18 protein-coding genes are annotated in these 17592 nt (G+C 65.1%); 3 read left to right on the top strand and 15 right to left on the bottom strand.

Annotated elements, in window-relative coordinates; all coding sequences use genetic code 11:
- Positions 1-179: 179 nt before the first annotated feature.
- The 12 genes from NUV99_03440 to NUV99_03385 all read right to left on the bottom strand — a co-directional run bounded on the left by NUV99_03440 (position 180) and on the right by NUV99_03385 (position 10487).
- Positions 180-710 (bottom strand): gamma carbonic anhydrase family protein, encoded by a 531-nt coding sequence (locus NUV99_03440; GenBank protein MCR4419182.1) that lies wholly within the window; start codon positions 708-710, stop codon positions 180-182.
- Between the two features lie 218 nt (positions 711-928).
- A complete protein-coding gene (locus tag NUV99_03435) occupies positions 929-1168 on the bottom strand; it encodes a zinc ribbon domain-containing protein (protein ID MCR4419181.1) in 240 nt (79 codons plus the stop codon).
- A 68-nt stretch (positions 1169-1236) separates the two neighbouring features.
- On the bottom strand, positions 1237-1683 hold the full coding sequence (locus NUV99_03430; protein MCR4419180.1) for an iron-sulfur cluster assembly scaffold protein: 447 nt from the start codon (positions 1681-1683) through the stop codon (positions 1237-1239).
- Positions 1684-1878: 195 nt separating this feature from the next.
- A complete protein-coding gene (locus NUV99_03425) occupies positions 1879-2265 on the bottom strand; it encodes a DUF5320 domain-containing protein (protein MCR4419179.1) in 387 nt (128 codons plus the stop codon).
- A 113-nt stretch (positions 2266-2378) separates the two neighbouring features.
- The gene (locus NUV99_03420) at positions 2379-2756 is read right to left on the bottom strand and encodes a CoA-binding protein (GenBank protein ID MCR4419178.1); all 378 of its coding nucleotides are present in this window, start codon (positions 2754-2756) and stop codon (positions 2379-2381) included.
- Between the two features lie 18 nt (positions 2757-2774).
- Positions 2775-3281: a NifB/NifX family molybdenum-iron cluster-binding protein gene (locus NUV99_03415; GenBank protein ID MCR4419177.1), complete on the bottom strand. Its 507-nt coding sequence runs from the start codon at positions 3279-3281 to the stop codon at positions 2775-2777.
- Positions 3282-3660: 379 nt separating this feature from the next.
- Entirely contained in the window at positions 3661-4503 is an 843-nt protein-coding gene (locus NUV99_03410) for a hypothetical protein (GenBank protein ID MCR4419176.1), read from the bottom strand.
- 546 nt (positions 4504-5049) lie between these two features.
- Positions 5050-5907 carry a formate dehydrogenase accessory protein FdhE gene (locus tag NUV99_03405; GenBank protein MCR4419175.1) on the bottom strand — a complete coding sequence of 286 codons (858 nt, stop codon included), beginning with the start codon at positions 5905-5907 and terminating at the stop codon, positions 5050-5052.
- Positions 5908-5919: 12 nt separating this feature from the next.
- Positions 5920-7212 (bottom strand): Ni/Fe-hydrogenase cytochrome b subunit, encoded by a 1293-nt coding sequence (gene hybB / locus NUV99_03400; protein MCR4419174.1) that lies wholly within the window; start codon positions 7210-7212, stop codon positions 5920-5922.
- Positions 7213-7215: 3 nt separating this feature from the next.
- On the bottom strand, positions 7216-8031 hold the full coding sequence (locus NUV99_03395; GenBank protein ID MCR4419173.1) for a 4Fe-4S dicluster domain-containing protein: 816 nt from the start codon (positions 8029-8031) through the stop codon (positions 7216-7218).
- 38 nt (positions 8032-8069) lie between these two features.
- Positions 8070-9518, bottom strand: a complete 1449-nt coding sequence (locus NUV99_03390) for a nickel-dependent hydrogenase large subunit (protein ID MCR4419172.1) — start codon at positions 9516-9518, stop codon at positions 8070-8072.
- Between the two features lie 18 nt (positions 9519-9536).
- Entirely contained in the window at positions 9537-10487 is a 951-nt protein-coding gene (locus NUV99_03385; GenBank protein ID MCR4419171.1) for a hydrogenase small subunit, read from the bottom strand.
- 587 nt (positions 10488-11074) lie between these two features.
- Here NUV99_03385 and NUV99_03380 point away from each other — a divergent pair.
- Positions 11075-11929, top strand: coding sequence for an MBL fold metallo-hydrolase (locus NUV99_03380; GenBank protein ID MCR4419170.1), 855 nt, complete (start codon positions 11075-11077; stop codon positions 11927-11929).
- 114 nt (positions 11930-12043) lie between these two features.
- Here NUV99_03380 and acs read toward each other — a convergent pair whose 3' ends face one another.
- The 3 genes from acs to NUV99_03365 all read right to left on the bottom strand — a co-directional run bounded on the left by acs (position 12044) and on the right by NUV99_03365 (position 15479).
- Positions 12044-14011, bottom strand: a complete 1968-nt coding sequence (acs, locus tag NUV99_03375; protein MCR4419169.1) for an acetate--CoA ligase — start codon at positions 14009-14011, stop codon at positions 12044-12046.
- 69 nt (positions 14012-14080) lie between these two features.
- The gene (locus tag NUV99_03370; GenBank protein ID MCR4419168.1) at positions 14081-14677 is read right to left on the bottom strand and encodes an acetate uptake transporter; all 597 of its coding nucleotides are present in this window, start codon (positions 14675-14677) and stop codon (positions 14081-14083) included.
- Between the two features lie 211 nt (positions 14678-14888).
- Positions 14889-15479, bottom strand: coding sequence for a hypothetical protein (locus NUV99_03365; protein ID MCR4419167.1), 591 nt, complete (start codon positions 15477-15479; stop codon positions 14889-14891).
- A 773-nt stretch (positions 15480-16252) separates the two neighbouring features.
- Here NUV99_03365 and NUV99_03360 point away from each other — a divergent pair.
- On the top strand, positions 16253-17323 hold the full coding sequence (locus NUV99_03360; GenBank protein MCR4419166.1) for a sodium ion-translocating decarboxylase subunit beta: 1071 nt from the start codon (positions 16253-16255) through the stop codon (positions 17321-17323).
- A gap of 15 nt (positions 17324-17338) precedes the next feature.
- Entirely contained in the window at positions 17339-17476 is a 138-nt protein-coding gene (locus tag NUV99_03355) for an OadG-related small transporter subunit (GenBank protein MCR4419165.1), read from the top strand.
- Positions 17477-17592 lie beyond the last annotated feature (116 nt).

The raw sequence follows: 17592 nt of genomic DNA, 5'->3' as shown, positions 1-17592 counted from the left end.
CAGTTTACCGGTTCTCATGCCTCCTAGCTTAGCTAGGCAACGCCCTCCTTTGCTCCGTTTCCAACTGCCACTGGTGGACGCGGCTACGGTTCTCGAGTTCGGAAGCCGCTTCCCACGATCAGTCCACTTGTTCCCCAAATCGAGGGTGAGACCTAATGCCGGGGGCCATAGAACCGTACCTACGGCGCGCTGCCGCGGCCCGGCTCCATGGCCTCCTCGAGGGTTACGGGCTCCATTCCCAGGGCCAGGTACTTGGCGGCCAGATCGATGTACAATTGCTTGGCCCAGGCCCAGAACTCCTCGTCTTCCGGCTTGACCGGGCGCACCACCCGAGCCGGGTTGCCTGCCGCCACCACGCCGGGCGGTATTTCCTGGCGGCTCTTCACCACCGTACCCTCGGCCAATATGGCCCTCTTCCCCACCCGGCAGCGCAGGCCCAGCACCGCGCCGATGCCCACCACCGCCAGGTCGCCGACAAACTCCCCGTGGAGCACCGCCGCGTGCCCCAGGGTGACCTTCTCCCCGATCAGGCAGGTGCCCTGCGGCGGGGCGTGAATGACCACTCCCTCTTCTACCGCCGTGCCCGAACCGATGATTATGGTGCCGTAGTCGCCGCGCAGAATGGCCCCGTGGCCCACGTAGCAGCGCTCGCCGAAGCGCACGTCGCCGATCACCTGGGCCAGGGGGCTCACATAAGTGCCGGCGCCCACCCGGGGCTGCCGTCCGTCAAACCGGTACAGAATGGCCTATTCCTCCCCTTATGAAGTTGCTGATTTGGCCGCCCATTCCTTGCCTTGTTTACGCCATCTGTTTCTACAAACCTGCTCGGGACGGCTTGCCTCACGGAGGGGCGTCGAGCCCGCGCCGGATAGAGTTCTTCACTCTAAACGCCGGCTCCGGCTTCACGGCCGGTTGAGCGGCACCTTCGTTAGCCCCGGCGGCAGGTGCCTGCGGCGCCGCAGGGCGGTTCGGCGCACCGCTCCTCTCGGCCGCAGCAGGTCCGGCCGGAAGGCCGGCTGCCACTTCTCAGCACGTACGGGGCGGAAAACAGCCTTTCCACGTCCTCTCCGCCGCAGGTGGGGCAGGCCGAGGGCCTATCGCTCGCGTGCCGGAGCGATACCTCCCATCTTGCCCCACAGGAGCGGCAGCGATAGTCATACGTAGGCATGCCCGCATACCCTCCCTGGCAAACGGACCGGCCTGAAACCGGTCCTTCAAGGGCCCCTCCCCTGCAGATCAGCGGCGGTAGGCTTTCTTCCACGGCTCGGCCTTCAGGGCCAGGTAGTCCCGGACGGCCTCTTTGAGGGTATTGGCGGCCAGGAGCGCGCAGTGGCGGCTTTCTTCCGGAAGTCCTCCCAGCGCCTGCAGCACTTCCTGCTGCCCGATTTCCAGTGCCGCCCTGATGCTCTTCCCCCTGGCCAGTTCCGTGACCATGCTTCCGGCGGCAAGGGTGGTACCGCAGCCGTCGGTCCAGAAGGTGGCCTGCACGATGCGCTCACCTTCCACCCGCAGCCAGATCTTCATGGTGTCGCCGCAGGGGCCGGTGATGCAGCCCATGCCGTCGGCGTTGGCCAGGCTCCCCAGGTTGCGGGGACGGGTGGCGTGATCGATGACCGTCGGGCTGTAGGGCTGCCCGGCGGCTTCGGCGACAGCCTGATCCGAGGAATCGAACTCTACGGCCAACTGCAATCCCTCCCCCCCATTGCCTCATTCAACCGTCTCCCGGAGCCGGTCGGGTCGAGTTCTCGCAAGACATAATAGTCCCGGGGCCCACGCCGCTCCTCCCGCCGGACGCCCTCCGGCGGTACACGCGGGCCCCGGGGCCCTCAGAAGTGCCGGCGCCCACCGTGGCCGCCGGCGGTCAGAGCGTCCCACCGGTCAGTCTTCCCCCTCGAGCTCGGCCAGCCGCTTCTTCATTTCCTCGAGCTGCTTCTCCAGGAAGGCAGCCTGCTCCTTGAGGAACTCCCTTTCGGCCTGCTTCTCCGAGCCCTCAGGGGCGCCGGGACCGAAAAAAGAGGGCCAGGCCCGCCAGAGGCCGTAGGCTGCCAGCGGCAACGCGCCCCACCAGGCCCAGCCCGGCACCCCGGTGGCCCAGAAGCGGTGACGCCAGCCGCGTCCGCCTCCCCACCAGCCTCCCGGCCTGCCGCCCCATCCGAACCAGCCGGGGTTCATAAAGCCGGGCACCGGGAACCCGGCGCAGAAGCCCATGCCCCTTCCCGTACGAGGGCCCAGCCCCCAGGGACCGGTACGATCTCCACGCGGCATCCGTGTTCACCTCCTTGTGTGAGGCTGTGTCCTTCATTGCCGGACGGCTGTCAGATGCCGCCCTCGCCTAATATTATACCCTGTTATGGGCATATGTCAATTACGTGCCCGATTCATACCCGCATCACGCACAGGCTGTGCACCACTTTAAGCCCCTGCTCTTCGCAGAATCTGATGGCGGCCTCGCTCTCCGCCCCGGGCTGAAGCCAGATCCGTTCGATACCCAGCTCCGCCGCCTGGCGGACCACCTGCTCGGTCACCTCCGGCGGCACCACCACGTCCACCACGTCCACCTTCACCGGGATGGACGGCAGATCGGGGTAGCAGGTCAGCCCTTCCACTTCCGGCAGCCGCGGGTTCACCGGGTACACCTCGTAGCCCCGCTCCTTGAGATTACGCACGATCTGATTGCCGTACTTCTCCGGCCGGTCGCTGGCCCCCACTATCGCGAACCGCTTCTGGCTGAGGAACTCCCTGACCAGCTCTTCCATACCGATCCTCCTATTCTCCTATGATCCCATAAAGCCGCCGCGACCCCGGCCGCCGCCTCCGCCGCGGCCAAAGCCACCGCCACCACGGCCGAAGCCACCACCACCACCACCGAAACCACCACCGCGACCAAATCCTCCGCCACCCCTACCGCCAAAGCCGCCGCCGCCACCGAAGTGCGGCGGAACCGTAGGCGCGGAACCGGGCCGCAGCTTACCCGAGCGGTAGGCTTCTACCGCCTCCTCCACGGTGCCCGCAACTCCCGTAATGACCTGTACTCCCGCTGCCTCCAGCGTCTGGTAGGCCTTGGGGCCGCAGTTGCCCGTGAGCACGGCCCTCACCCCTTCTCGGGCCAGGGCCTCGGCCGTGGCAATCCCGGCCCCGCTCATGGCTCCCACATTCGCGTTCTCCAGGGCCGTCCACTGCCCGGTTTCCGTGTCGACCAGCACCAGAAACTGACAGCGCCCGAAGCGGGGGTCTACCGCCGCCTTTAGATCGGGCGCTGTAGCCGTCACCGCTATTCGCATCCGTCCACCGCCCCTGCTCCTTATTGGCATATGCCAATAATAGTGTACCCCGGCGGGGGGCAGAAGTCAACCGCAAGTCACTCCGAGGTACGCCCGGCTCAACCGGCGGGCGGTATCGGGCGCTTCCCTGAATACATTGGCGGCTCGTCGGGTACCGGAGTCGGCGAGGGCAAGCGCGGAGGCGGGCCGGAGGCCACGGGCGGCCGAAGCGGCGCGGCGCTACGGACGGTGCCTCCGTCGGAAGCCCGCCGGAGGGTGAAGACCGAGCCCTAGTTCGGTGCCCGGCACGCTTTAGGTAATTGGGGAAAGCGGGAGCGCCCCACGACCGGTGGGTGTGACCCGGCAGCTCGCTCGAGCTGCGCAGGCGAAGCCGGGGCGCTCAGGAGGCCCCGCCCGCCGGCCTCCGCGAGCGGGCGGAGAGGGCGTCGGCCAGGCGGTGCTCGCAGTCGCCGACGTCTACCACCGGCACCGGCCGCAGCAGGATCACCGGCTCGTCCGGTCCGGCGTCCGGGATGTGCCCGGGGCAGGCCGCAATGCCGGCCACATTCAGGGCCTTCAGCATCTTGCGCAGCGGCTCGCACATCTCCACTCCCCCGCTACCGTCCCAGACGCTTCCGGGCAGAAGTTGGTGGCGGCAGTAGCGCACCGCGGGAGATCCGGGATTGGTGTAGGCGGTAAGGATGGCCTGGCCCAGCAGGCAGGAGAGCAGGGCTTCAACGTACTGCGGCCGGTAGGCCTCGGTTACCCGTCGGAAGACCTCTCGGGAGGTGAGCCACTGCACGTCCTCCAGCCAGCGGCGCCACCCGCGCATGTAGGCCGGAACCAGCCGCAGGGCCCAGGCCATCTGGCTCACCCAGTAGGCGCCCGGCAAAACTTCTCCCGGCGCCCTCCCGGTTATGTGAGCCGCATAAAGGGCGTCGACCGACCACCGCCCGGGCCGGCAGTAGCCGCCGTGGCAATCGACGCACACCAGGTTTCGGGCCCCCTGCGAGCCCTTATGCCAGCTGAATTCCAGCGCGCGGCGATCATCCCCAAACTGCAGCTCGGCTTGCAGGCTTGACCCTTCGGGAGGCAACTGGGGCAGACCCATCCGGCCCAATACCGAAACCAGTACTTCGGGAGCGCCGAGAACCAGGGCCCGGACCTGGTCAAAGCCGCGGGCACCGGCGACCTGCCGACGCAGAAGCTCCAGCCGACGTTCGGCAAAGCTCAGGACCGTCATATGGCTATCCTCCTTTACGGTTGGTGATGGCCGGTTTCCGGGGCGGCGTGACCGGCACGCGGAGTCGGCCGCGGTAAAGCGGCCGGTACCGTGGCTACCGCCGGGGTCGGGCAACCCGCAGTAGCCCTGCACAAAGTCTCGGGTCTTAGATCGAGGGGTAGATCGATAAGGTGCTCGAACCGGGCCTGAGCAGCTCCCCGCCCGAGCCCGAAAGGGCCGATCTCGCCAGGGAGGCGGCGTCCACAGCCAGATCCGCCAGGTGAGTGCAGCCGTCTGGCCCGCCCAGCAGGCGGCGTCGGCTTAGATTCTTATGCGAGCGGGCCCGGGCAATATTTAATCCCCCTGGCAGGGGGATGCACCGGTAATCCGCCTATCGTTTGTATAGCCAGGGGTACCTAATCTGGGGAACTGGGAAAACTCATGGCGGACTTACGTACGCAGAAGCTTTGCCTTACCTCCCGCAACGCATGGGCTGGTGCGCCGCGCAAAACTCCTCAAAGCGCGAAGGGCACCAGGCTCAGGGGCGCCGTTTCCTTCCGGCCCGGGCTAAGGCCGCTCCCCGGATCCTGTTTTCTCGCCACCGCCCTCGCGCGCCTTGAGCCCGGCCAAAATGGCGCCGCTGACCAGGCCCCGGCGCCAGGCGGCGAGGTCCAGATCCAGGGTCTTTAGATCTTCCCAGAAGAGGTCTACGTCGGCACCGGCCTGCCGCGCGTCTACGGTCTTGAGGTATCCCTGGCAACGCCGGCAAGAGTACAGGATGCATCCTCGGTCGCCGCTCTCCGGCACCGGTTCCCAGGCCTCCTCCCCGCAGAAGGGGCAGCCACCGTCTAAGGGCCACCGGGCCTCGCAGAGGCCGCAGTAAAGGTGATAGCCGCCCCCGGCATCCACCAGCCCCATGCTGGGGGGGCCGCCGCACATCGGGCAGAAGCCGCGCCGCCAGCGCGTAGCGTCAAGCCATCCGGACGCCTGCTCCCAGAGCCCGCGCACGGCCAGCTTCAACGCATGTCCCAGAACCAGACCCAGTGCCTGGCGGGCTCCGGGATTAAGGTCCGGCCCCAAGCGGGAAGGGACCTCGCCGGATATCAAATCGGCTAGCAGGCCTTCACCCTCATCAGGCCGGGCCACCAGTTCCCGGAGAGTATTCTCGAGATCCGCCTCCGCCACCACGCCCGGAAAATGGGCGGCACAGATCTCTGCCACCTTCAACGCCAAATCGCTGAAGGCCCGCCCGTCTACCCGCACCACCGGCAGCCGCAGCAGGGGCACCCCGGCGTGCCAGGCTTCGAGTTCTTCCCGGGAAGGGGGCACGAGCGCCACCGGGGTGGGAGGTGACGCCGTGCCCAGAAGCTCCCGGTAAAATCCCAACAGGTCCTCGGAGGCGAAGGCCTCGAACGAGGATTCCACGGGGTTTGCCTCCTAACTCGCGGCCCGAGGCTGCTCTATGAGGGCGGCAGAAGCCGGCCGGGACACCGGGGTGGCGGCCGCCCGTCCGGCCTCCGCCGCTCTGCGGGAGTGCCCGGCGAAGATGGCGAAGTTCTCCACTATGAAGCAGTAGATCAGGACCGCCAGGCAGACCAGGCCGGCGGTTACGACCAGCTCTGTCCAGGCGGGGAAGTACCAGCCGTCGAGAGCCTGAGCCATGCCGGTAAACACCACGTTGAAGCGGTTGAGCAGCACCCCGCCCACCACCAGGCCCGAGGCCGTCAGCAGGCCCCGGGAGCTGGTTCTCACCCGGGGCAGAGCGTAAAGCACCAGGGGCACCAGCACGCCGCCCACCAGTTCCAGCAGGCACAGGTAGCTGGCCGTGGTTCCCGAGAAGAGGTCGGCCAGGTGACCCCGGTAGGAAAGGTCCACGACCTTGAGTGCCAGATATACGATCATGGCCACCATGCTGACGCGCACCAGGTTGCCCAGCACGGGAGTCTCCAGGCTCCGCCCGTAGGCTTTGCCCGATAGCGCCCCTTCCACCACGCACATCGCAGGCCCCACGAAGAAGGAGGAGAGCCAGAAAAATACGGGCAGCAGGAGCGACCACCAGAGCGGATTCAGACGGTCGATCATGGCAATGTACAGCGCGCCCAGGCCGGACTGGTGCATGGTGGGCAGGGCCACGCCGATGATGAACAGGGCGGGCAGCACGCGGTTGAACAGACGCGCCAGCCAGGGGTAGCGCACCTTCTCGAAGAATATGTGGCCGAACTCCAGTACCTGCACCACGGTGTAGCAGGAAACGCACCAGAATACCTCAAACAGGATGGAGTGCCAGCCGCCGGGATAGATCAGGAAGGGCCGCCAGAAATTGTACCAGCGCCCGATCTCCATGAACAGGCCCACCACTACGATGATGTAACCCAGCATGGACGTAATGAGGGCGGCCCGGGCTACCGGCTTAAAGTGCCTCCGGTTAAGGACGTACACGATCAGGGCGGTGGTGTAACCCCCCGCGGCCAGCGCCACGCCGCTCAGCACGTCGAAGGCTATCCACCACCCCCACGGCCACTGGTCGTTAAGGTTGGTGGTAGGCCCCAGACCGACGCACAGGCGGTAGAGCATCACCAGGGCCGCCACTATCACCACTGCGGCCATAACCCACCTGTACGGCGTGAGCCGAAAACGCCACCTCTGGTTCAGAAACTCAAACTCTACCCCCTCGCCCCAGGCGAGCGTCAGGCTCTTCCAGCTTACGGTAGGACTTGACAAGCCCAGCATCTCTCACTCACCTCCCCAGGCCTCTTCCTGCTCTTCAGACTCCTGCGTCTGCCGGCTTCGGGAGTAGAGATACAGCGCGGTAAGTGCCGCCGCCCACCCCACGCCGATGGGCAGCGTCCACCGCGTTATCCTACCCGTCCAATGGGGAATGGACTTCTCGGAGGCATCGGTCCGAAATCCGATCTGCTCGAAGGGCACGTCGGAGATATACAGCCAGCTCGTGCCCCCGTACTCGCGTTCGCCGTAGATCCGATCCACGTACCTGCCCGGCGAGCCGGCGATACGGTTCCTGGCCTCCGCCAGGAGCTCTTCCCGCTCGCCGAACTTCAGCGCCCCGGTGGGGCAGGCGCTCACGCAGGCCGGCTCCTCGCCCTTACCCAGGCGGTCGAAGCTTCCGTCCGGGTCAAAGCAGAACCGGCACTTCTTCACCTCCGGGAAGATCCGCTCCCACTCGTACTTGGGCACGGCGAAGGGACAGGCCAGCATGCAGTACCGGCAGCCCACGCACCGGTAGCCGTAGTAGATCACCGGCCCCTGCTCGGTCTTGACGAAGGCGTGCACGAAGCAGACCGATTCGCAGGCGGGCTCCAGGCAGTGCCGGCACTGCTCCTTGACGAAGCGCCACTGCACCTGTCCGTCCCTTTCGGTTATGAAGGGCTTAACCGCCGTCCAGGTGTTGCCGGTCATGTCCGGCGGACGGTCCCACGTCGGCTTGGTCTTCTCCTCGTCGGGCGGCAGTTGGTTCCACTGCTTGCAGGCCGCAAAACAACTGCGGCAGCCGATGCACTTGCTTACGTCTACCAGCACTCCTTTGGCCACTCGAGCGCACCTCCGCCCCGCTTCTCGGGTTCAGCGCATTACAAGACCTGGAACTCCCGCCGGTGACGGCCGGAAGATCCTGTCTCTAAAAGGTGGACTGCGCAGGCCAGGCAGGGATCAAAGGAACGGATCACGCGCAGCACTTCCACGGGTTGGGTCGGGTCCTTGACCGGCGTACCTACCAGGGCTTCTTCTACCGGCCCGCGCAGGCCTTTGTCGTCTCGGGGACTGAAGTTCCAGGTGGTGGGCACCACCGCCTGGTAGTTATGGATGCGGTAATCCCGCACTTCTATCCAGTGACCCAGGGCGCCACGGGCGGCCTCGGTGAGGCCCACACCCTTGCCCTCCTTGGGGACCGAATAGGGGCTGAAGGTGGGCTCGCCGGGAACCAGCTCGTCGGCCCACTTACCGATCTCCCGGATCAGCAGAGAGGCTTCCACCGCCCGGGCGTAGTGCCTTCCCATCACCGAGAACGCCTTTTCTCCCAGTCCGGCTATCTCTCCCACCCGGTTGACCCACATCCGGGCCAGCGGCCCCACCTCGTGCGGCCGGCCTTCGTACCGGGGAGCCTTAATCCAGCTGTAGGCCTTTCCCTTCCCGGGCGCCGGCAGGGTTACCCCCTCTACCGGATTGCGACCGGTGCCCGCGTCCTCGAACCACGAGAAACGCACGTCTTCGGTGATTCTTTCCGGGTCAACACTCCCGAACTGCCCCCCGGTGTAGCGGCCCCGCCGGAAGAACTGTTTCTGCCCTTGAGGGTCTTCCTCGTCGGTCAGGGGAAAGGCGCCGTAGGCGAGCAGGTTCTTGTAGCCGGTACCGATTTGGAAATAATCCTCGTAGGCTTTGGCCACCGCCATGACGTCGGGTAAATACACATTGTCTACAAAAGAAACGATCTCGCCCAGGTAGCCCTTGAACCGCGAGATGTTCTCCGCCGAAACGTTTTCGGTCATCCCGCCGGCGGTGAGGGCGCTCACGTGGGGCACCTTGGCGCCGAAGACGGCCGCCGCCTCGTGAGCCTTCCTGCGCACCGCCAGGGCTTCCACGTAATGCTGCACTACACGCTCGTTAACCGCCTGGGGCAGACGGTAATCACCCTCGTAGCGGGGCACAAAGGGGGGAGTGTCCGGGCCCCTGGCAAAGTCGAGACCGGCCAAATGGTAGAAGTGGGTGATGTGCGACATGACTATGTTAAGACCGCAGACCAGGTTCCGGAGGATCCTCCCGTTCCTCGGCGGCCTCACGCCGAAGGCACTGTCCAGGCTGAGCACCGAGGTTATGCCGTGCTCCACCGAGCAGACCCCGCAAATGCGCTGGGCCAGCTGGGCGGCGTCCCGGGGGTCCCGGCCCCGGAGGATGAGCTCCAGCCCCCGGAACATGGTTCCACCGGCCCGGGCATCAACCACTTTCCCTGCTTCGACTTCAACCTCGATCTTCAGGTGGCCCTCGATTCGGGTAACCGGGTCAATGACAACGCGCTGAGCCACGGCTGCCACTCGCCTCCCCTAGGAAGACGGCCTTGCTTCTGACCGTGTCCTGCTTACCGTAAACAGGCCGTAGAAGGGGCCGGTGTGATCCGGGAAATAGGGTTCGGAGCACGCCATACAGGGCGCACCGGCCTTAATGCACCAGTTTACCCCGTGGTTCCAGCCCTGGTTGCCGCAATCGGCCCGGGCGATGAACCCCTTGCAACCCAGCCGGGCCAGGCAGCCCTCCTCGCCGATACTGGAGGCGAACCGGCCGGCCTCAAAGTCGGGTCGCCGGGGGCAGTTTTCGTGTATGGGCCCGGGGTAAAACATCTTGGGCCGCTTTAGCTCGTCGAGCTCGGGTAGCCCGTAGTTCAACAGGTGGACCACCGTGCCCAGGAAGTGGTCCGGATGCATGGGGCAAAGGCCCAGGTTGATGACCGGCCTATCCGCGAGCACGCGGTCCACCCCCACCACTCCCGTGGGGTTGGGGGCGGCGCCGGGTATGCCGCCGAAGGAGGCGCACTGCCCTGCGGCGACGGTGACCAGGGCGGCGTTACCCAGGATACGCACCGCGTCCAGCATGGTAACCGCCTGGCCGTGCTGCTCGCCGATGAGGCAATACCGGCCCCGCTCGGCGGTGGGAATACCTCCCTCCACCACCAGCACGAAGTTGCCCCGCTCTTTGCGCGCTACCTCTTCCAGTAGGTCTACGCCCATTTCTCCCGCGGCCGCCATGAGGAGTGGATGGTACTTGAGGCCGGTCAGCTTAAGGATGAGGTCGGCTACCGGCGGATCTACGCTGTTCAGCAGGGATACCGAGCAGCCGGAGCAGGCCGAGCCCTGGAGCCACACAACCGTGGGCCGGCCTTCGGCGGCCCGGGCAAAGGTGTTGAACACGAAGTCCCATCCCAGGAGGGAACCAAGGCTGACTCCTGCCGTCGATACCGCGCACAGCTTAAGGAATTCTCGCCGCGAAAGGGTGCGCATGTTAATCCTCCTCGGTGTCCTCGGCTACTCCGCAACTCTTGCCTGGCAGACTAGGTAGCAAGACTCGTGCCAGCAGGTGGCCGCCTCTTCCCCTCCGAGACTACGAAAAATGTTCAGCAGAAGCGACGCGATCCCCCTCAGCGCATCCTGGGCATCTACCGCGCGTCGGCGCAAATCCCGCGAAGGCGGCAACGCGTCTCCGGCCGGGCGCATTCCGTTCCGTCCGATGAACGACATTCCGCCGGCCCCGGCCGGGGAGAGCCCGGCCCCGATTCTCCGGTTGACCCTGCCCACCCGGGAGGCGTTAACTTGGTAAACACTCGTGCACCGGCGAGGTTATATTCTCTTTTCTCCGGCGGTTCTGGCTTTGCCGCGAGCCCAAACCGTGCCGGGCGGCGAACTCGGCAAGAATTGCGGTCGGCGAGGCGGCGGCATGAGGGGGAAGCCGAGATCCCCAAGGCAAGACCCGGGTACGCGGGACAAACCGGGGCTTGTCCGGGCAACTGCGGAAGGATATGCTGGTAGTACGATATACAATACCCAAGCGCCGGACGGGCTTCCGCCGGCCGACCGGAGGGGGAGAGAGTATGGAGACGATAAGGATCACCACCCTGGTCGACAACAGCGCCGGCCCCGGGTTCCTGGCCGAATGGGGCCTAAGCCTGCTGGTGGAGGCGAAGGGGCTCAGGGTACTGCTGGACTGCGGCGCCGGCTTGGCCGCGGTCTACAACGCCCAGCTCCTGGGCCTGGACCTGGGAAGCATAGACTACCTGGTCCTTAGCCACGGCCACTACGATCACACCGGGGGCCTGCGCGAGGTGCTCCGGCGGGTGGGCAGAGAGATTGCGGTCGTCGCCCACCCCGAGGTGTGGGCTCCCAAGTACAGCCGGCTCGGGCAGCAGGCGGTGGAGGCAGGCGAGGGTGTGAAGTACATCGGGATACCCTTTGCCCGGGCCGAACTGGAGAGCCTGGGAGGCGGGTTCATGCTCCGGCGCGAGCCGGTTCATCTCGGCGAAGGATTCCTGACCAGCGGCGAGATCCCCAGCGTTACTTCCTACGAGCGGATAGACGATTACCTGCTGGTACGCGAGGGAGGGGTTTTCCTGCCCGATCCCCTGGCCGACGACCTGGCCCTCATCCTGGACACCGACTTCGGCCTGGTGGTGGTCCTGGGCTGCGGCCACCGGGGGATGATCAACACGCTGCGGCACGCCCGCACCCTTACCGGCAGGGAAAGGGTCTACGCGGTGATAGGGGGCACGCACCTGCTGCACGCCTCGCCCGAGCGCCTGGACCGGACCGCGGCCGAACTCCGGCAAATGGGGGTGCAGAAGCTGGCGGTCTCCCACTGCACCGGCTTTCGCTCCGCCGCCTACCTGGCCCGCGTGTTCGGGGAAGGCTTCACTCTCAATCAAACCGGGGCCCGCCTCACCTTCCCCTAAGGCCCTGCCGCAGGTGCTGTTCATATTGTGAACAGCAGCCCGCTCGGCAAAGACAGGGGCGCGACTCCCCGCAAGAGGAGCCGCGCCCCTGGCGTTTCGCCACCGAACAAAAGGTTAACTCTTGTCGTCCTCGGAGTACTGATCCTTGAGCTGGGCGATCACGCCGGGATCGGCCAGGGTGGTGGTGTCGCCCAGTACCCGGCCCTCGGCGATGTCGCGCAGCAGCCGGCGCATGATCTTACCGCTGCGGGTCTTGGGCAGGTCGGCAACGAAGAACACGTCGTCCGGCCGAGCCAGGGCGCCGATCTTGGCCGCCACGTGCTTCTTAAGCTCGTTTACCAGTTCGGGAGTGCTCTGAACACCCTCCTTGAGGATGACGAACACCGACAGGGCCTCGCCCTTGACCTCGTGCCTCTTGCCGATGGCCGCAGCTTCGGCTACCGCCGGGTGCTCCACCAGGGCGCTCTCCACCTCGGCGGTGCTGATCCGGTGGCCGGAAACGTTAATCACGTCGTCCACCCGGCCCAGCAGCCACAGGTAGCCGTCCTTGTCCCGGGCGGCGCCGTCGCCCGAGAAGTAGATCCACTTGCCGGGGAAGCGGCTCCAGTATTCTTTCTCGTAGCGCTCGGGGTTGCCGTAGATGGTCCGCACCATGGAAGGCCAGGGCTTCCTGATGACCAGGTAACCCTTGCCCTCTTTGATGCTGTTGCCCTGGTCGTCCACCACGTCGACGTCCACGCCGGGGAAGCCGAAGGTGGCCGAACCGGGCTTGAGGGCGGTAATGCCCGGCAGCGGAGTTACGATGTGCATGCCGGTTTCGCTCTGCCACCAGGTATCGGAGATGGGGCAGCGCTCGCCGCCCATGTACTTATACATCCACATCCAGGCCTCGGGGTTGATGGGCTCACCCACCGATCCCAGGAGCCGGAGCGAGCTCATGTCGTGGCGCTCCACATACTCGGTACCCCACTTCATGAACGTGCGCACGGCCGTGGGGGCGGTGTAAAGAACGCTGACCCGATACTTCTCTACTATATCCCACCAGCGGTCTCTGTCCGGATAATCCGGCGAACCTTCGTACATCACTACCGTGGCACCCAGGGAAAGCGGGCCGTACACCACGTAGCTGTGACCGGTGATCCAGCCGATGTCCGCCGTGCACCAGTATACGTCCTCTTCCTTGATGTCGAAGACCCACTTGGTGGTCATGTGCGCGCCCAGCAGGTAGCCCGCAGTGGTGTGCACCACGCCCTTGGGCTTGCCGGTGGTGCCGCTGGTGTAGAGGATGAAGAGCATGTCCTCGGAATCCATCTCTTCCGCCGGGCAGTCCGCCTTGACCTTGGCCATGAGCTCGTGGTACCAGAGGTCCCGGCCGGCCTGCATGGCGACTTCCCCGCCCGCGCCCTTGAGGCGGTTGACCACGATGACCTTCTCCACGCCCGGGCACTCCTTGAGGGCCTGGTCGGCGTTGGCCTTGGCCCCTACCACCGCGCCACGGCGATAGTAGCCGTCGGCAGTGATGAGGATCTTGGCCTGGGCGTCGTTGATACGGTCGCGCAGAGCCTCGGCGCTGAAACCGCCGAACACCACGCTGTGCACCGCGCCGATGCGCGCGCAGGCCAGCATGGCCACGACCGCCTCGGCAATCATGGGAAGGTAGATAACCACGCGGTCGCCCTTCTTGACCCCGAGCTGCTTCAGCACGTTACCCAGCTTGCTCACTTCGCGCAGGAGGTCCTGGTAGGTGAGCACTACTACGTCGCCCGGCTCGCCTTCCCAGATGACGGCCGCCTTGTTGCGGCGCCAGGTCTTGACGTGCCGGTCCACGCAGTTGTAGCAGGCGTTGATCTTGCCGCCAACGAACCACTTGGCAATCGGCGGGTTCCAGTCCAGCACCTTGTCCCACTTGCGGAACCAGGTAAGCTCCTTCTCGGCCAAGTCGGCCCAGAAGGCCTCGGGATCCTTGGCCGCCCTCTCGTAAATCGCCGGATCGTTGACGTTGGCCTGGGCCTTAAACTCCGGCGGAGGCGGGAAGAGCCGTCCTACATCCAGGCCTTCAAAGGTGGTGCTGTTACCCTCCATATAGGCGAAACCTCCTTCCGGTTTACTCCCCACACCTAGCCTACCGGCTTTGCAAAATACGTGCCACGGTTACTTGCCGGCCTTGGCCCGGCTGCCTACCGGGAGAACCTCCCGACCGGCCACGGAATTTATGACCCCGGCCGCCGAGGCGTACCAAGCGCAGAAGGCACAAATGAGTCCCATGTAACCGCCGGGCACACTGGTAAGTACCCCGAACTCCGCGAGATCCAGCAGCAGATAGGTGATCAGTAGAGTGAGGAATACCAGAGTGACTGCCGTGTTGACGCGCAGCGAGCCGATGAACATGTAGAAGGTGAACACAGTCCAGGCGATTAGGAAGGTACCTACGGCGGCACCACGGGCATCGCCGAACTTGATAATGCCCATGGCTTCCATAATTACCATGCTGGCGAGGGCAAGCCAGAAGGCGCCGTAGGAGGAGAAGGCTGTAGCTCCGAAGGTGTTGTTCTTCCGGAACTCCCACATCCCGGCCAGCAGTTGCGCCAGGCCGCCGTAGAAGAGAGCGGCACCTAGAAAGGCCGGAGCCGCTTCGGGGGGAAGCAGTTTGGCGTTGCTGGCGCTGAGCACGAAGGTGGTAAGGGCGAAGGCCCCCAGTCCCAGTGGGCCGGGATCGGCCACCGGCGATTGATCTGAAGTGGCTGCCACAGACGATCATCCTCCTTACCCGACCGATAATACCGTATACGCGGAAACGCTACTAGGCAGAATAGTCTTTACCGGACGGCCTCCCTTAAACCCACCACCTCCCCCATGGCAAGGGCGACACCTCGGGTGGGTGCCGCCCCCCTGCCGCACATCATGGTATCAAATAACCCCTCGTAGGTCAACGGGCCGGCGCCACAAAATCGCCCCACTTCTACTCTTCTTGCTGCAGTAGCGGCCGGATTTCCGCCAGCCAGCCGCGGCCCGCCTCTACCTCCGAGGCCAGTACCTCTTCCAGCACAATGGAAACGCGTTGAAAGTCTCCCATTCCCCAGGCAGACAGAACCGCCTCCAGCCCCTCGTCCAGAGAGGCCACGGTCCGCGCCGCACCCGAGGAGCAGCGCGCGTCAAGCCTGCCCAGATACTGCAGAAGGGCGAGGTAGGATTCCAGGCCTCCCAGCAAAGGCAGCAAGATCCGGCCGGCCTCGGCCACGTCGCCTTCGCGCAACAGCCGGGCGGCAACGCAGAACCCCTCCCCCATCCGGGGAAGTTCCGCCAGGGTGGCGTCCACCGCCGCTGCCAGGGCCACCCGCAGGGGAGCGGTGGCCAGCTCGACCCGTTGGGGCAAGCTCTGACTGAGCTTCTCCTCCCAATCGAGGCTTTCCTCTCCGTCCACCCGCACCGAGACCAGAACCCTATCCACCCGGTTCTGCTCTGCCTCCAGCTTTCGTACCAGTTCCACCGCCTCGGCGCCGGTTTCCGCCACGGCCGCCTCGCGACCGTCCAGCAGAATGCTGATGGGCATGTCCTTTCCTCCTCTCGATTCGGAAGACCAGACAGGCGACCTTGAGGGACCGCCCCGGCCGCGCACAGGCCGCCGCGCCGTGACGGGTGGTACCCGGACGCCCAACCGGGTCCCGGCTTATTACCCCTACCACTATACCATGCCTGCCGGCAGATGAAAACGCTTGTTAGGCAAACCCGCTCCTAGCCCTGCTACAGGGCGGTCTAGATTTGCTTTCCCGGGACTATATTTTTATAACGTTGGGACGAGCGAGTGGTTGAGAGCCCCGGGTGGTACCGCCTGCGGCCGCAGTCGCCCCGTGAACCTCCTCAGGCGCAAATTCCGCCGACAGGGTTACAGCAAGGGGCTGCCGGGCACACCGCCAAGGAAGGAGGCCGGCGTCTCGAGGGTGGCTGACAGAATCCGGCGGTGGGGCTTGGCGGCGGACGGAGCGCCACTCTTCGGGTAGCTCGGCGGGAGACGAAGGCCCGCCCGGCCCACAGGAAACCAGGGCCGCCGAGCCTGAACGTTGGGTGAGGGAGGTACTGTAGATGGATGTCAGTTGGTTGCCCTCAACGGAGTGGCCGAGGATTATCTACGTCTGCGTGGGGATTTCCCTGGCATTCGCTGCGGTCACTCGGAGCCTGCGGGCCTTGCGGTGGCTCCCCCTCTTGATCCTGGTGGTAGCCCTGAACGAAGGTCGGGTTGCGGTCGGGACCGGTACGCCGGTATGGCAGGAATTCTTCCCCAAATTATTCCAGGGAATCTTGAACTTGTCTTGGCAGGACGCGCTAATGCTGGTTGTTGGCGCCGCCCTTATTTACCTGGGCGTTGCCAAGCAGGTGGAGCCTTTGCTGCTGGTGCCTATCGGCTTTGGCGCCATCCTGGTCAACCTGCCGCTTACCGGCCTGATGGGCGAGGAAGGCCTCTTACGGCAGTTCTACGAGGCCGGTATTGCCACCGAGATCTTCCCTTGCCTTATCTTCATCGGCGTAGGGGCCATGACCGATTTTGCTCCCCTACTTCAGAATCCCCGGGTGCTGCTTCTCGGCGGAGCCGGGCAGTTCGGCATCTTCCTTACCCTGCTCCTGGCCCTGGCCCTCGGCTTTAAGCAACTGGAAGCGGTATGCGTGGGCATCATCGGCGCCTGCGACGGCCCTACCGCCATATACGTCACCACCCAGTACGCCCCCCACTTGCTGGGGCCTATAGCCGTAGCCGCCTATTCCTATATGTCCCTCGTGCCCATCATCCAGCCGCCCCTGATGCGCGCCCTGACCACCAAGGCCGAGCGCAAGCGGGTGATGCCTCCCTCGATCTATGCCCGTCCGGTTTCCCGGGCAGTCAAGGTGATCTTCCCCTTGGTGGTATTGGTGGTTACCGTGCTAATTGCCCCTATGGGTGCGCCCTTAATGGGCATGCTTATGCTGGGCAACTTTCTCAAAGAATGCGGGGTTGTGGAGCGCCTTTCCAAAGCGGCCGAAAACGAGATCACCAACATCGTCACCCTGCTACTGGGAATTACGATCGGCGCCACCATGGACGGTGAGGTGCTTCTGCGGCTCCACACACTGGCCATCTTCGGGCTCGGTTTTCTGGCCATTGTGGGCGACACCGTGGCCGGGGTTCTCCTGGCCAAATTCATGAACCTTTTCTCTCGCGAGAAGCTGAACCCCCTTATTGGCGCGGCGGGTATTTCCGCCTTCCCCATGGCCGCCCGGGTGGTCCACCGGGTGGGTGCCCAGGCTAACCCCCAAACCTATCTGTTGATGCACGCCATAGGCGTTAATACCGGCGGCCAGCTGGGCTCGGTGCTGGCGGCGAGCATCATGCTGGCCCTGCTCCACGCCATGGGGCTGGCCTAGGAGGTATCGGCGGGCATGGCCCTGAATAACCTTGAATTCGGCCTGCTCATGATGGTTGCGGGAATGGGCTTGACACTCTTGACCCTCTGGGTGCTGACGCTGGTAATGCAGCTCCTCAACCGTCTCTTCAAGCCGGAGAGGCGTACGGGATAGGAGGCGGCAGGCTGCGGCCCGGGAAAAGGTCCTGCACGCGCATTTCGGGCCGCTCACGGTGCCGTCTTCTCCACCGACATAATCGACCTGCTTCTCCGCTTAATAACGCCGTGACA

The sequence above is a fragment of the Clostridia bacterium genome (genome assembly GCA_024653205.1).
Taxonomy (GTDB): Bacteria; Bacillota; DSM-521; order Neomoorellales; family SLTJ01; genus JANLFO01.
This window is presented reverse-complemented; position numbering and strand designations above follow the sequence as displayed.